This is a genomic window from Sphingomonas sp. SP6 (genome assembly GCF_058313435.1).
In genome coordinates, this window is sequence record NZ_JBZFLG010000003.1 from 28142 (window position 1) to 42143 (window position 14002).

Genomic DNA, 14002 nt, shown 5'->3' on the forward strand with positions numbered 1-14002 from the left:
CGTCCCCCGTCGCACCGCCGCCCGCCGACCTTATGGAAGTTCGACGCGCGTTGTTCAGGAGCCAAGGCGTTGCCTGGGACGCGCGACCGCGTCTTTGATGCAGGTTTAAAACCGCATCAAAGACGCATGTCGACCGCGATCCGGGCGAGATAGTCGCCGTGAGCCGGAATCGCACGCAGCGTCTGGGCCATGCCGGTGCGCAGGTCCGTCAGCGACTTGGCGAGCGCGTGCTGCGGCAGCATCGCCGCGAGCCGGTGGTGCGATCGGGGGACGATCCCCTGCCCCAGCATCACCGACGTCCAGCTGTCGACGCGGAAGATCTCGTGCCCGTCCTGGTGCGCCATCGCGCTTTCCGCGAACAGCGCGATCCGCTCGGCAAGGCTGTCGGGGATCGGCATGTCGGCGCAGCGCCGCCAGAACGGCTCCTGGCGCTGGGTGAGGTGGTAATGGAGGATGATGAAGTCGCGCACATGTTCCCATTCGGCGCGCGCCTGGGCGTTAAAGCGCTGGGCGAGCGCAGCGTGATCGCGGGTGAACGGGAATTGCTGGATCAGCCGCGTCACCGCGATCATCACCAGATGGATGCTGGTCGATTCCAGCGGCTCGATGAATCCGCCCGCGAGGCCAAGCGCGATGCAGTTCTTGGCCCAATGCTCGCGCCGCATCCCCGTCGTGTACCGGATCAGCCGCGGGTCGAAGAGCGGCGCGCCGTCGAGCGAGGCGAGCAGCGTTTCGCGCGCCGTGTCCTGCTCCATGAACCCGCTGGCGAAGACGATCCCGTTGCCGACGCGGTGCTGGAGCGGGATGCGCCAGCGCCAGCCGGCCTCATGGGTGATCGCGCGGGTGTAGGGGACCGGCGGGCCGGCGCTCTCGCTTTGCACCGCGAAGGCGCTGTCGCTCGCCAGCCAGTGGCTCCAGTCTTCGAACGGCACCCCCAGCGCCTGCCCGATCAGCAGCGCGCGAAAGCCGGTGCAGTCGAGGAACAGATCGCCCCCGACGCGCTCGCCGGAGGCGAGGTGCAGCGCGGCGATCGCGCCGCTTGCCGGGTCGAGCTCGACCCGTTCGATCCGCCCCTCGCGGCGCTTGGCGCCGGCGGGCTCGGCGATGGCGCGCAGGAACTTCGCATAGGCCGTCGCGTCGAGGTGATAGGCATAAGCGAGCGGCGACGTGTCTCCGCTCGCGAACTTGCCCGCGAGCGCCGCCTGCGCCTCGAGCGAATAGTCGCAATATTCGCCCGCGACGCCGGACGCCCGTCCCTCCAGCCAGAAATGCTGGAAATCGGCGAGCATCACCGATCGGCCGATCGTGCCGAACGGATGGAAGTAGCGGTCCTCCGCAAGCCGCCAGCCTTCGAACGAGATGCCCAGCTTGAACGTGGCGTTCGTGGCCCGAACGAAGTCCCGTTCCTCGACGCCGATCAGCTGGTGGAACGTCCGCGTCGTCGGGATGGTGGATTCGCCGACCCCGACGGTGCCGATCTCGTCCGATTCGATCAGTGTCACGTCGACCAGCGGCCCGAGCTGTTTGACCAGGGCCGTCGCGGCGAGCCAGCCCGCGGTGCCTCCGCCGGCGACGACCACACGAACGGGGGGAGGAGCTTGGGTCATCGGTTGAGCCTGTGCAGGAGATAGGCTCGCAGCCGCCGCGCGCCGATCTCGTCGAGCGGCGCAAGCGGTCCGCGCGCGGCTTCCGGCAGATGCGCGACGGGCTGCGCGGACTCGCCGAAGATGTAATAGTCGAACAGCGCGCGCCACGCCGCCTTTTCGGCCGGAGAGCGGTCGCGCAGCGTCAGCATGGCGTGGAGCATCGTGTCGGCGGGGGTGTCCAGGAACGGCGGGGCGTCGTTCCACCAGTAATTGACCATGACGTTGAAGGGCGAGAGCGCCTCGACATTGTGCCACCACATCGCCGGGTAGAAGAGCGCGTCGCCCGGCTCCAGCTCGGCGACTTGGGCGGCCGCCAGCGCCTCGGCGAACCGCGGATACCGATCGAGATCGGGAGCGCGCAGATCGACCAGGCTGACGACCTGCCCGCCGGGCGTCGGCTCGAGCGGGCCGGGATAGAGGTTCGCCACCTGCTCCGGGGGGAACAGGGTAAATCGGCGACGCCCGACCAGACAGCAGGCGATGTTGTTGGTCTGATCGTAATGCGTCGAGGCGATCGTCCGATTGCCGATCCAGATGCTCACCAGCAGCCGATCGGGCTCGGCGACCGAGCCGGCAAGCCGAAGGTCATTGGCGTCGCGAAAGCCCGGCAGATAGGTGTCGAGATCGGTCGAGCCGACGTAGAAGGACGGCGGCGCGGGATCGTCCAGGTGCGCGATGATCTGGTCGAGATAGGCGTCGAGCTGGACGCGGGACGGGGTGAAGTTGAGCTTGGTCAGACCCGGTTCGTAGAAATAGCGCCCTCCCGCCTCAGGCGGTGCCGTCGACCCGACCACCGGGCGACCCGAGGAGAACGATTTCAGGTAGTCGGCGGCCGCCGCGGGCGATCGCGCGCCCTCCGCCATCATGGGCCAGTCGCACACGACGCCCTTGAGGATTGCGGGCTCGCCCGCCGCGAGCAGCTCGGCGATCGGAAGGTCGCCGGGCGCAAGCCGCTCGATCACGCGGACCGGACGCGGAGCCGGGGTCATCCAGCGTCCTTGTCCCGCTTCATCGCCGCCAGCCGGCCGATGTTGCCGAGCGACGCCGCCGCGAGCACCGCGAGCGGCAGGTGTCCGTCGCGGTTGAGCCGGTGGACCGTCGCCGCATCAAGCCGAGCCAGCGCCTCGCGAGACACGATGACCACGTCGGCAACGGCGTAGCGACGTCCGTCCCCGATCTCGACGTCGAGCGTCACAGGCTGGAGCAGTCCGGCGTCGCCCAACGCCGACGCAAGCGCGCGCATCGCCGACGCGCCCTCGTGGATGATCCGCAGCGCATCCGCCATACGTTCGAGCAGCGGCGCATTGCCGCCGTGTGGGAGGAACAGCGGCTCGCCCTCGTCCTCGCTGATCCGTGGGTGATCGAGATCGACGTTGATCACCGGCCCTGCCGCGGCATCGGACGACCCCGCAGCGATCGACAGCGGTCCGCGTCGCAGGACCGCGGGGACGAAGCGCGCGTCCCACCCGCTCTCGCTCAGGAACAGATTCTCGCGCGGGTCGAGACCGAGCAGCGCGAAGGACCTGAGGTCGCCGCCCTCGTCCTGGCGGAAGACGATAGGATACTCGCGCTGGACCTCCTCGAACTCGCTTGGGAAGACCAAGGCCTGGTTCAGATCGTCGCCGAACGCCGCACCGTGACCGGTGCGCACGCGCAAGCCGGCATGATCGACGTTGTTGAGCAATACAACCCTGGTCATTGGCGCGTCCCGGCCGATTGCGGCGCGGCTCGGCCGAAGCACCGACGCGCCGCGGACCGGAGGGGTATCGGGCCATGACGGTCGCGGCAAGCCGCGTTCCCCTCCGCCATGGCCCGCCCCCGGTTAGAAGCGGAAGCGCGCGCCGAACAGGAAGCGCGAGCCGATCTCCTGCTCGAACCAGATGCTGTGCTCTTCGCGCGAGTAGGTCTTGAGCGTTTCCTTCGTCAGGTTGATGCCCTCCACCGTCACCGCGATCTGCGGCGTGATGTCGTAGCTCAGGTTGACGTCGAGCTGGCCGAAGGGCGCGACGAAGGTCGGGTTGCGCGCCACGTCGCCGCGGTTCGCGCTCGCCAGGAACTTGTCGCGCCAGTTGTACGCCAGCCGCGCCGAGATCCCGTATTTGTCGTAGATCAGCGTCGCGTTGGCGGTGTCGGACAGACCCTGCAGCGCGAACTGCGTGGTGCCCGGCGGGGCCGAGACGTTGAAGCCGATGTCACCCTCGACATGGGTGTAGGCCCCCGAGACGCCGATGCCGGTGTCGCCGAGGAAGTACTGACCCGCGACCTCGAAGCCGTAGATGTGGGCGCTTTTGTTGTTGACCGGGCGCGTCACCTGGTAGTTGAAGTACGGATCGTTCGCGTTCGCGGTGATGTCGTACTGGGTGAAGATCGACTGTTCGAAGTTGGCGAGGTTACCCAGGTTGGCCTGGAATTCGGCCTGCGCGGCGGCGACCGACGGCCGATTGTCGATCAGTGCCGTCATCGTGAACAGGCTCGCCTCGTCGATCGGCACGCCTAGCGCGTTGAGCGCCGCGACCGCATCGCCCGAACGGGTGCCAGGAGCGCCCGAACTCGGATCACGCAGCCCGAAGATCGTCTCGGTCGTCGTGTCGTTGCCGATGAAGTTCTGCACCCGCTTGTCGAAGAAGCCGAACGACAGGTAGCTGTCCTTCTTGAAATACCATTCTGCCGACACGTCGATGTTGTCGGAGATCAGTGGCTGCAGCCCCGGGCTACCGAAGGTGGCGGTCGGCTCGCTGTTGCCGAAGTAGGTCGGCCGGTTGGGCGAACCGACACCGGTGACCGCGAACAGATTGTCGTAGGTCGGCCGCGCGATCGTCTTGCCGAAGGAGAAACGGCCCACCAGCTTGTCGGTAAAGTTGACGCGGAAGTCCATCGCCGGGAGCAGATTGTCGTAGCTGCCCTTGGCGCTGTAGCTCTGGCTGCCCGAGGTGGTCAGCGCAAAGTCGTTGTCGCCCTGCCAGATCACCGCGCTGGGCAGTGCGAAGGTCGACGCCGAGGTCACGTCGGTATGCTCGTAGCGCAGCCCCGCGACCAGCTGGGCCCGCAGCCCCGCAAGCTCGCCGTTCCACGTCGCCTGGCCGTACGCCGCCCAGATCTTCTCCTTGATCGTGTCGTTGGTGTCCGAAAGGACCTGGAGCGGCGGATTGTAGAGGTTGAACAAGCCGGTGAAGAGCTTGGTGGCGTCGCCGCGGAAGGCGACCAGCTCCTGCCCGCTCGCCTGCGGATCGTAATGGTCGAAGCGGCACAGCAGGCAGTAGGTCTGCAGGCCGTTCGACAGCACCGAATCGGCGTCGCCCGGATGCGCGGCGCTCCAGTCGCCCAGGATCGCGCGCGTGGTGGTCGTGCGCGAGTTGGTGCGCGCGTCGCGGTAGTCGGCGCCGAAATCGAGGCGGCTGCCGCCGCCCAGGTCCCAGGCGCCGTCGATGCGCGCCTCCTTGACGGTCTGGCGCTGGCTGCCGGTGAAGTTGTTCGACACCGTGCTGCTGACGTCGCCGCTGTCGAGCTCGCCGTTGCCGTTGCCGTTGACGGCGTCGTTCAGCGTCCAGTTGGCGACCGGGAACCCGCTCGAGAAGTCGAGCCCGTGCTCGGCGACGACGTTGGCGGCGAGGCCGACCGCGGTCTGGCTCATGCCCAGCGGGTTGTCGGGCACGCTCGACGCCTTGCTGTAATGGCCGTCGACCGTGAAGGTCAGCCGATCGGTCGCCTCCCACTTGGCGTTGAGGCCATAGTCCTGCAACTCGTTCTTCTGCGCGCGATACTGGTTCTCGAACGCGATGTCCTTGGGACCGCCCGGATTGCCGTTCTGCCCGTCGTTGGTCTCATGCGTGTACACCGCGGTGACGACGCCGTGGTCCGGATTGGTGAAGGTCACCTCGTCGAACGGATGGCTGAACCAGATCGAGCTGTCCGAACGGCGCTCCTTGGCGGTCTGGCGCGCATAGAGCGCGTCGGCGGTCAGCGTCAGCGTGTCGGTCGGCTTGAACTGGACCACCGCCTGGCCGTTCAGCCGCTCGCGGTTGTTCTCCGAGAAGTGATAGCGCGCGTCCGAATCGGCGTAGGACACGAGGGTGCCGCCGGCGCCCGGCGCGTTGTTGATGACCGCGCCCGGCTTCACCAGCGAGGGATCGGACAGGAAGTCATCGAGCGTACGGACGGCCCAACCGTTGGCGGTGGCGCTCGTCGTCGAGAAGTTGCGCTTCTGATAGCTGCCGTACAGCGTCACGCCGAACGTCGCGTCGGGGTTCGTCCAGGAGATCAGGCCCGTCGCCTCGGGGGTGACGTGCGATCCGCAGTCGAGGCAATGATCGACGGTGGTGTCGTAATCCGCCTTGACGCCGATGCTGCCGCTGAGGCCGACGTTGCCGGCGTCGAGCGGCCGGCGCGTGATGATATTGATGGTCGCGCCGATGCCGCCGCTCGGCACCGCGGAGCGCGCGGTCTTGTAGACCTCCAGCGTCTTCACGCCTTCCGACGACAGGTTCGAGAAGTCGAACGAGCGGCCGTTGCCCGACGAGGGATTGTCCGTGCCGACCACGGGGACGAGCGAGGTCGCCAGCGTACGGCCGTTGAGCGTCACCAGGTTGAAGTCCGGGCCGAAGCCGCGGACGGTGACCTGCTGGCCCTCGCCGTTGACGCGGTTGATCGAGACGCCGGTGATCCGCTGGAGCGATTCGGCCAGGTTGGTGTCGGGGAACTTGCCGATGTCCTCGGCCGAGATCGCGTCGACGACGCCGTTCGAGTCGCGCTTGATCGCGATCGACCGTTCGAGCGAGGCCCGGATCCCGGTGACCACGACGTCGTTGCTGGTGTCGTCCGCGGCGGGCTGATCGGGCTGCGCGTTGGTCGCGGAGGCGCCCGCCTCGATGCCCGGAGGCGTGGACGCGCTGGTGTCGGCGCCCGGCGTGCCCTGTTGCGGGTCGCCCTGCGCGAGTGCCGGCATCGTCAGGCCGGCGGCAAGCGCCACGACCGAGACCGAGCGTACGAGCCCGGCTGCCAGGTTGATCGCCTTCATGTGTCCCCTCCTCCAGACGACCTCGACACCCTGTTTGTCGCGGTCGGAAATGAACGGTGTGATCCCGTTCCCAGCGTGCTGATACGGCGCTGGAACAGGCTTGTCGACACCGATGTCAAGAATGTGGTCGCTTTCGGCGCGTCCGTGACTCAATGTGTCCGCGGCGCAACACCAGGCACCGTGACGTCGCTCGACGCGACCTCATGCTCGGCGTCGGTCGCGACCGCGAGCCGGTACGCCCCCGCAGCCGTCGACCAGCCACCGGGGGTCCAGCGCGCGAGGATGCGCGGATCGGCCGCGATCGTCACCGTCGCGCTCTCGCCCGGCGCGAGCGGGAGTCGATTCCAGCCGGCGAGCCGCGGCGGCGACGTGTCCGGCCCGGTCACGTAGAGCTGCGCCAGCGCCACGCCGGCCCGCTTGCCCTCGTTGCGGACGGTCACCGTCGCGGACGGAACCGCCCCGCCCGCGAAGGTCGCGCCGGAATAGCGGAAGTTCGTATAGCCAAGGCCGAAGCCGAAGGGGAACAGCGGCCTGTTCCGTTTTGCCGCATACCAGCGATAGCCGACGTTCGCGCCTTCCAGATAATCGACGGGATAAGCAGGAACCGACCCGCCGGGCGATCCGGCGTTGCTCGCCGCGGCCGAGCGCGCCGCCTCGGGCGACACCACGGGTGCGGGCCGGGGCAGTTGCCCGGCAGCGCGCGGGAAGCTGATCGGCAGCCGGCCCGACGGGCTCACCTCGCCGAACAGGATGCGCGCCAGCGCCTCGCCGCCGCGCTGCCCCGGATACCAGGCCTCGACCACGGCAGGCACATCGGCCAGCCACGGCATCAGCACCGGGCCACCCGTCTCGAGCACGACCACGCTCTTCGGGTTCGCCGCCGCCACCGCGGAGATCAAGGCGTCCTGGTCGTCGGGGAGCGCGAGCGAGGGCGGGTCCTGCGCCTCGGTCTGCCACTGGGTCGCGAAGACGATCGCGATGTCGGCCGCCTTCGCCGCCACTGCCGCCGCCGCTCGGTCGGCGCCGTCGACGTAAGTCACCGTCGCTCCCGGCGCGAGCGCGCGGATCGCGCGCAACGGCGACGAAGCGTGCCACGTCTTGCGCGCGAACGACATCGCCGCGCCCTCGGTCAGCGGGATCTCGACCGGCACTCCGCCGACCGAGCGCACCTGCGACGAGCCGCCGCCCGACAGCACCCCGACATCGGCATGACCGCCGATCAGCACGATCGACGCGGCCGTCTTCGCCAGCGGCAGCACGTCGCGCTCGTTCTTGAGCAGGACGATACCCGCCTCCGCCTGCCTTTGCGCCACCGCGGCGTGCGCGGCATAGTCGATCGGTTGCGCCGTCGTCGGCGTCGGCCGGTCGTAGAGTCCGCTCGCGATCACCCCGGTCAGGATGCGCGTCACCATCTCGTCGAGCCGCGCCGCGGGCACACGCCCCGCCTTGAGCGCCGCATCGAGCGGTTTGCCGAAGTAGACCGCCTGGTCGAGTTCCTGCCCGGACTCCTGGTCGAGCCCGGCGAGCGCGGCCTTTTCGGTCGAGTGGACCGCGCCCCAGTCCGACATGACGAAGCCGCCGTACTTCCAGTCGCCGCGCAGCACGTCGGTCAGCAGGTGCTTGTTCTCGCAAGCGTAATCGCCGCCGATGCGGTTGTAGGCGCACATCACCGACCCGGGCTTGCCGGCTTCGATCGCGATCTCGAACGCCAGCAAGTCGCTCTCGCGCAGCGCCGCCTCGTCGATCCGCGCGTCGAGCACGGTGCGCCCGGTTTCCTGCGCATTGAGGACGTAATGCTTGACGGTCGAGACGATGCCGTTCGACTGCACCCCGGCGATCGCGCGTCCGGCAAGGGTGCCGGCGAGCAGCGGGTCTTCGCCGAGATACTCGAAATTGCGGCCGTTCCAGGCGTCGCGCGTCAGGTTGACGCCGCCCGCGAGCAGCACGTTGAAGGTCTTCGCGCGCGCCTCCGCGCCGATCATCGCGCCGCCGGCATAGGCGAGTTCGGGATCGAACGACGCCGCCAGCGCGAGCGACGAGGGAAGCGCGGTCGCGGTGTCGCCCTTGCGCTGCTCGACCTGATTGGCGACGCCCAGGCTGGCGTCGCTCTCCCGCAGCGTCGGGATGCCGAGCCTGGGCACGCCGGGCACGTAGCCCGCGGACGGGATCATATCCTGCGGCGCAGGCTTGGTCATCGGTGGGAACAGCCCGTGGACGTAGGCGAGCTTTTCCTCGCGCGTCATCGCCTTGACCAGCGCGGCGGCGCGCTCGGCGGCAGGGCGGCCGCTGTCTCGCCACGGCTGGTTCCCGGAGTCGGGCGAGCGCGCCGCGACCGCCGTCGGGGCGGCGGCGAGCAGGAGTGCGACGATCGCACGTGAGACAAAGCGACCGCCGTCCGCATGCGGACGGCGGTCGATCCCGGCTTGGACGTGTCCGACGTGGACAGGCCGGGTGGGGATCGTGCGGGCGAAGCGCGGCTCGCGACGGCGCGCCATGCGCTCGGGCAGGTCAGTCGTCACGGTGCTTCCCCTCCACCGTCGACCGGCTTGCGGCCGACGTGCTTGACGTCTTCATCCAAAAGACCGACACCGATGTCAAGAACGGGATTCGCGTGGGAGGGGTTGATGAGGCGAGCAATGCGGGTCGGCGCGGGGGCGCTGGCCGGATGGATCGCGCTTGGCGTCGCGGGTGCGCAGGCCGCCCCGCCCACACCCTCCACCCCCGCCAACACCGCGCATCCCGCGGCTTGGCCCAAGCTGACCTCGCCGATCCCAGCCGATCCGAAGATCGAGGCGAAGATCACCGCGCTGATGGCGAAGATGTCGCTCGAACAGAAGGTCGGCCAGGTCGTTCAGGGCGACATCGCCTCGATCACCCCCGCCGACGTCCGCACCTATCACCTGGGCTCGGTGTTCAACGGCGGCAATTCGGACCCGGGCGGCAAGTACAATGCGCCCGCGAAGGATTGGCTCGCGCTCGCCGACGCTTTCTGGGAGGCCTCGACCAGCGACGATCCGAAGCTGCCGCGCATCCCTGCGATCTGGGGGATCGACGCGGTCCACGGCCATTCGAACATCGTCGGGGCGACGCTGTTTCCCCACAATATCGGGCTCGGCGCGATGCGCGACCCTGCGCTGATGCGCAAAATCGGGGCGGCGACCGCGATCGAGATGCGCGCGACCGGCATCGACTGGACCTTCGCGCCCACGATCGCGGTGGTTCGCGACGATCGCTGGGGCCGCACCTACGAGGGGTTCGGCGAGGCGCCCGAGATCGCCGCCTCCTACGCCGGACCTTTGGTGGAGGGGCTCCAGGGCCGGATGGGGGACAGCGACTGGCTGCGCGGCCCGCACGTCATCGCCACCGCCAAGCACTTCCTCGGCGACGGCGGCACCCATGACGGCCGCGACCAAGGCGACTCGCAACTCCCCGAGGCGCAACTGCGCGATCTCTTCGCGCCGCCCTACGAAGCCGCGATCAAGGCGGGCGTCCAGTCGATCATGGCCAGCTTCTCCAGCTGGAACGGCCGCAAGATGACCGGTAACGACAGCTTGCTCACCGGTGTGATCAAGGATCGCTGGAGCTTCGACGGCTTCCTCGTCGGCGACTGGAACGCCCATGCGCAGGTCGAGGGCTGCACCGCCACGGTCTGCCCGCAGGCGATCAACGCCGGGCTCGACATCTACATGGCGCCCGACAGCTGGAAGGGGATCTGGGAGTCGACGCTCGCCGGGGTAAGGTCTGGCGCGATCCCGATGGCGCGGCTCGACGACGCGGTCCGCCGCGTCCTGCGGGTAAAGTATCGGGCGGGCATCTTCGACGCGCCCAAGCCCTCGGCGCGGCCGTTCGCGGGCGAGTGGAGCCAGCTCGGCTCCGCGGCGCACCGCGCGATCGCCCGTCAGGCGGTCGCCGAGTCGCTGGTGCTGCTCAAGAACACGGGCTCGGTGCTGCCGCTCAAGGCGGGCGCGCGGATCCTGGTGGCGGGCGACGGCGCGGACAATGTCGCCAAGCAGGCGGGCGGCTGGACGCTCTCGTGGCAAGGCACCGGCACCACTCCGGCGGACTTCCCTGGCGCCACCTCGATCTGGCGTGGCGTCAAGGAGGCTGCCCCGAACGCCACGCTGTCGGTGGACGGCAGCTTCACGACCAGCCCGGACGCCGCGATCGTCGTCTTCGGCGAGGAGCCTTATGCCGAGTTCCAGGGCGACCGCGCCGATGTCGGCTTCGACGATCCCGCGTCGGTCGACAACCTGGCCACCATGCGCCGGTTGAAGGCAGCGGGCATCCCTGTCGTCGCGGTCTTCCTGTCGGGACGCCCGCTCTGGGTGAACCCGTACCTCAACGCCGCGGACGCCTTCGTCGCCGCGTGGCTGCCGGGGTCGGAAGGCGAAGGCGTCGCCGACGTCCTGTTCGGCAAGGCCGAGTTCCGCGGCAAGCTGCCGTATAGTTGGCCCAAGCGGCCCGATCAGACCCCGCTCAACGTCGGCGATCGCGGCTACGCTCCGCTGTTCGCCTATGGCTTCGGGCTGACGACGAGGGAGCGGGGCGACCTCGCGCGCCTGTCCGAAGATCGCGGCACAGGCGGCGGCGACCGCAACGTCCTGTTCGCGCGCGGCAAGCCGACCGGCGGGCGGCGGTTGCTGATCGGTCCCGACGGCGGGCTCGCCCCCAATCCCGGTCCGGACCTGATCGCCCAGCACGCCGCCGATCGGCGCGCGCAGGAGGATTCGGTCCGCCTCACCTGGACGGGTCGCGGCCCGGCGACCGCGGCGTTGGTCGGTGCTCCCGTGGACCTCACTCGCGAGGCGAACGGCGACGTCGCGCTGATCGTGGAAGCCAGAGCGGAGAGCGGGCCCACCGCCCCCGTGACGCTCGGCGGGCACGACATCACCGCGCGTCTGACGGCACTCGGCCGCGACTGGGGCGAGGTGGCGGTTCCCTTGCGCTGCTTCGTCGGCGTCGATCTCGCCAAGCTCGACCGTCCGTTCGCGATCGCGACTGCGGGGCGGCTCGACCTGACGATCTCGTCGGTCCGCCTCGGCACGGCGGGGGTCGGGGCGGTCGACTGCCGATAGCGACGGCGGACCTCGCGCTATCCGCCGTTCGCCGCCACCGCCGCCTTCACCAACGCGGCGAACGCCGGCTCGTCGAGAGCGTCGCCCTCGCGAAGGTCGATCGCTCGGCGGGTCCCGCCGTCAAGGCTGGCATTGAACAGCCCCGCCGGATCGGCGAGTGAGGCGCCCTTGGCAAAGGTCAGCTTGACCTTGTCCCGGTAGAGCTCGCCGGTGCAGAGGAGCCCGCCCTTCGACCAGACCGGCACGCCGTCCGGGTTGGTCGGCTTGCGCCACTTGATGTCCTCGCCGATCGCCGGGTCCGCCGCGAGGATCAAGGCACGCACCTTCGCCAGCAGCGCCCCACGCCAGTCGCCGATCCGCGCAAGCTTCGCGTCGATCGCGGCGGACGCGCTCACCGCCCGGTGTACCCGCGGAACCAGTCGACGAAGCGCGGCACCCCGACCTCGATCGGCGTGGTCGGCGCATAGCCCAGGTCACCCGCGATCGCCGAGATGTCGGCATAGGTCGCCGGCACATCGCCCGGCTGGATCGGCTGATAATCGCGGATCGCATCGCGGCCGCAGGCGGCCTCGATCAGGTCGATCAGGCGGCCGAGCTCCTCGGGCCGGTTGTTGCCGATGTTGTAGAGCGCGTGCGGGCTGACGCTCCCACCCGCCTTCGCCGCGCCGTCGTCGGCGGGGGGATGGTCGAGCGCGGCGATGACGCCGGCGACGATATCGTCGATATAGGTGAAGTCGCGCTGCATCCTGCCGTGGTTGAACACCGCGATCGGTCGCCCCGCCAGGATCGCGTCGGTGAACAGCCACAGCGCCATGTCGGGCCGTCCCCACGGGCCGTAGACGGTGAAGAAGCGCAGCCCCGTCTGGGGGATGCGGAACAGGTGCGAATAGGTCTCGCTCATCAGCTCGTCCGCCTTCTTGGTGGCGGCGTAGAGCGAGACGGGATGGTCGACGCGGTCCTCGACCCGGAACGGCATGTCCTTGTTGCCGCCATAGACCGATGACGAAGAGGCATAGACCAGGTGCTTGACCTGCCGCTCGCGCGCCAGCTCGAGGATGTTGACGTGCCCGGCGAGGTTAGAGCGGACATAGGCGCGCGGGTTCCGGAGCGAATAGCGCACTCCGGCCTGCGCCCCGAGATGAACGATCCGGTCGATCTCGCGCCCCAAGACCGCCGCCTCCAGCGCCGCCTCGTCGGCGAAGTCGAGCTGGGTGAAGCGGACGCCGCCGCCCAGCTCGGCGAGCCGGTCGCGCTTGAGCTGCGGGTCGTAATAGTCGTTGAGATCGTCGACCCCGATCACCGCCTCTCCGCGCGCCAGCAGCACCCGCGCGACGTGGTAGCCGATGAACCCGGCGACTCCGGTGACGAGGACGGTCACGCAAGCAGCTCCGCCGCGAACGCGCGGACAGCCGGCCCGATCTCATCATGCTCCAACGCCAGCGCCAGGTTCGCCTGCACCCATCCCGCCTTGTCGCCGCAGTCGAACCGCCGACCGTCGAAGGTGTAGCCGTGGAACGGCTGCCTGCCGATCAGCTGCGCCATCGCGTCGGTCAGCTGGATCTCGCCGCCTGCACCCTTCACCGGATTGTCGAGGATGCGCATCACCTCGGGCTGGAGGATGTAGCGTCCCGGCGTCATCAGGTTCGACTTGGCGGTGCCCTTGGCGGGCTTCTCGACCACCTCCAGCACCTCGGTCAGCGCGCCGTCGACCTTACCCGGCGTGATGATCCCGTATTTGTCGGTCTCCTCCGGCGCGACTTCGAGCGCGCCGATCAGATTGCCGCCGACCGTCTCGTAGGCGGCGACCATCTGCGCCAGAAAGCCGGGAGTCCCCACCATCAGCTCGTCGGGGAGCAGCACCGCGAACGGCTCTTCGCCGACGATCTCGCGCGCGCACCAGACCGCATGGCCGAGGCCCAGCGGCTCCTGCTGGCGGACGTAGACGGGCGAGCCGGGCTTCTGACGGACCCCCTCGATCAGGTGCAGGCTCTTCCCGCGCCCCTTCATCGTCGCCTCGAGCTCGTAGGAGACGTCGAAGTGATCCTCGAGCGCACCCTTGCCCCGCCCGGTGACGAAGATGATCTGCTCGATCCCGGCTGCCAGCGCCTCCTCGACCGCGTACTGGATCAGCGGCTTGTCGACGACGGTCAGCATCTCCTTGGGCATCGCCTTGGTGGCGGGCAGGAAGCGTGTGCCGAGCCCGGCGACGGGAAAGACGGCCTTGCGGACTGGCTTGAACGTCACGATGGTCCCCCGGGCTGCTGCTG

9 protein-coding genes are annotated in these 14002 nt (G+C 69.1%); 1 reads left to right on the top strand and 8 read right to left on the bottom strand.

The window, feature by feature from the left end; genetic code table 11:
- Positions 1-116: 116 nt before the first annotated feature.
- From AC4GYY_RS10215 to AC4GYY_RS10235, 5 genes are all read right to left on the bottom strand, one after another.
- Entirely contained in the window at positions 117-1607 is a 1491-nt protein-coding gene (locus tag AC4GYY_RS10215; protein WP_491120292.1) for a tryptophan halogenase family protein, read from the bottom strand.
- A complete protein-coding gene (locus tag AC4GYY_RS10220) occupies positions 1604-2635 on the bottom strand; it encodes a cupin-like domain-containing protein (protein ID WP_491120294.1) in 1032 nt (343 codons plus the stop codon). The genes AC4GYY_RS10215 and AC4GYY_RS10220 overlap by 4 nt, the downstream gene beginning before the upstream one ends.
- Positions 2632-3345, bottom strand: a complete 714-nt coding sequence (locus tag AC4GYY_RS10225) for a SapC family protein (RefSeq protein WP_491120295.1) — start codon at positions 3343-3345, stop codon at positions 2632-2634. The genes AC4GYY_RS10220 and AC4GYY_RS10225 overlap by 4 nt, the downstream gene beginning before the upstream one ends.
- Positions 3346-3468: 123 nt before the next feature.
- Positions 3469-6660 (bottom strand): TonB-dependent receptor, encoded by a 3192-nt coding sequence (locus AC4GYY_RS10230; protein WP_491120297.1) that lies wholly within the window; start codon positions 6658-6660, stop codon positions 3469-3471.
- Positions 6661-6809: 149 nt separating this feature from the next.
- Complete coding sequence (locus AC4GYY_RS10235; RefSeq protein ID WP_491120299.1) at positions 6810-9179, bottom strand: beta-glucosidase; 2370 nt, start codon at positions 9177-9179, stop codon at positions 6810-6812.
- 105 nt (positions 9180-9284) lie between these two features.
- Between AC4GYY_RS10235 and AC4GYY_RS10240 the strand changes: the two genes are divergently transcribed.
- Entirely contained in the window at positions 9285-11735 is a 2451-nt protein-coding gene (locus AC4GYY_RS10240; RefSeq protein WP_491120301.1) for a glycoside hydrolase family 3 protein, read from the top strand.
- Positions 11736-11752: 17 nt separating this feature from the next.
- On the opposite strand, the gene AC4GYY_RS10245 is transcribed toward AC4GYY_RS10240, so the two are convergent.
- The 3 genes from AC4GYY_RS10245 to galU are packed head-to-tail and all read right to left on the bottom strand — an operon-like array spanning position 11753 to position 13979.
- Positions 11753-12130: a DUF1801 domain-containing protein gene (locus tag AC4GYY_RS10245; protein WP_491120302.1), complete on the bottom strand. Its 378-nt coding sequence runs from the start codon at positions 12128-12130 to the stop codon at positions 11753-11755.
- Positions 12127-13113 carry an NAD-dependent epimerase/dehydratase family protein gene (locus AC4GYY_RS10250; RefSeq protein ID WP_491120303.1) on the bottom strand — a complete coding sequence of 329 codons (987 nt, stop codon included), beginning with the start codon at positions 13111-13113 and terminating at the stop codon, positions 12127-12129. The genes AC4GYY_RS10245 and AC4GYY_RS10250 overlap by 4 nt, the downstream gene beginning before the upstream one ends.
- Entirely contained in the window at positions 13110-13979 is an 870-nt protein-coding gene (galU, locus tag AC4GYY_RS10255) for a UTP--glucose-1-phosphate uridylyltransferase GalU (protein WP_491120305.1), read from the bottom strand. Before galU ends, AC4GYY_RS10250 begins: the two co-directional genes overlap by 4 nt.
- Between the last annotated feature and the right edge of the window lie 23 nt (positions 13980-14002).

Coding starts and splice junctions, on each gene's coding strand:
- AC4GYY_RS10215 (WP_491120292.1), bottom strand. CDS start 1,607: ATGACCCAAGCTCCTCCCCCCGTTCGTGTGGTCGTCGCCGGCGGAGGC.
- AC4GYY_RS10220 (WP_491120294.1), bottom strand. CDS start 2,635: ATGACCCCGGCTCCGCGTCCGGTCCGCGTGATCGAGCGGCTTGCGCCC.
- AC4GYY_RS10225 (WP_491120295.1), bottom strand. CDS start 3,345: ATGACCAGGGTTGTATTGCTCAACAACGTCGATCATGCCGGCTTGCGC.
- AC4GYY_RS10230 (WP_491120297.1), bottom strand. CDS start 6,660: ATGAAGGCGATCAACCTGGCAGCCGGGCTCGTACGCTCGGTCTCGGTC.
- AC4GYY_RS10240 (WP_491120301.1), top strand. CDS start 9,285: ATGAGGCGAGCAATGCGGGTCGGCGCGGGGGCGCTGGCCGGATGGATC.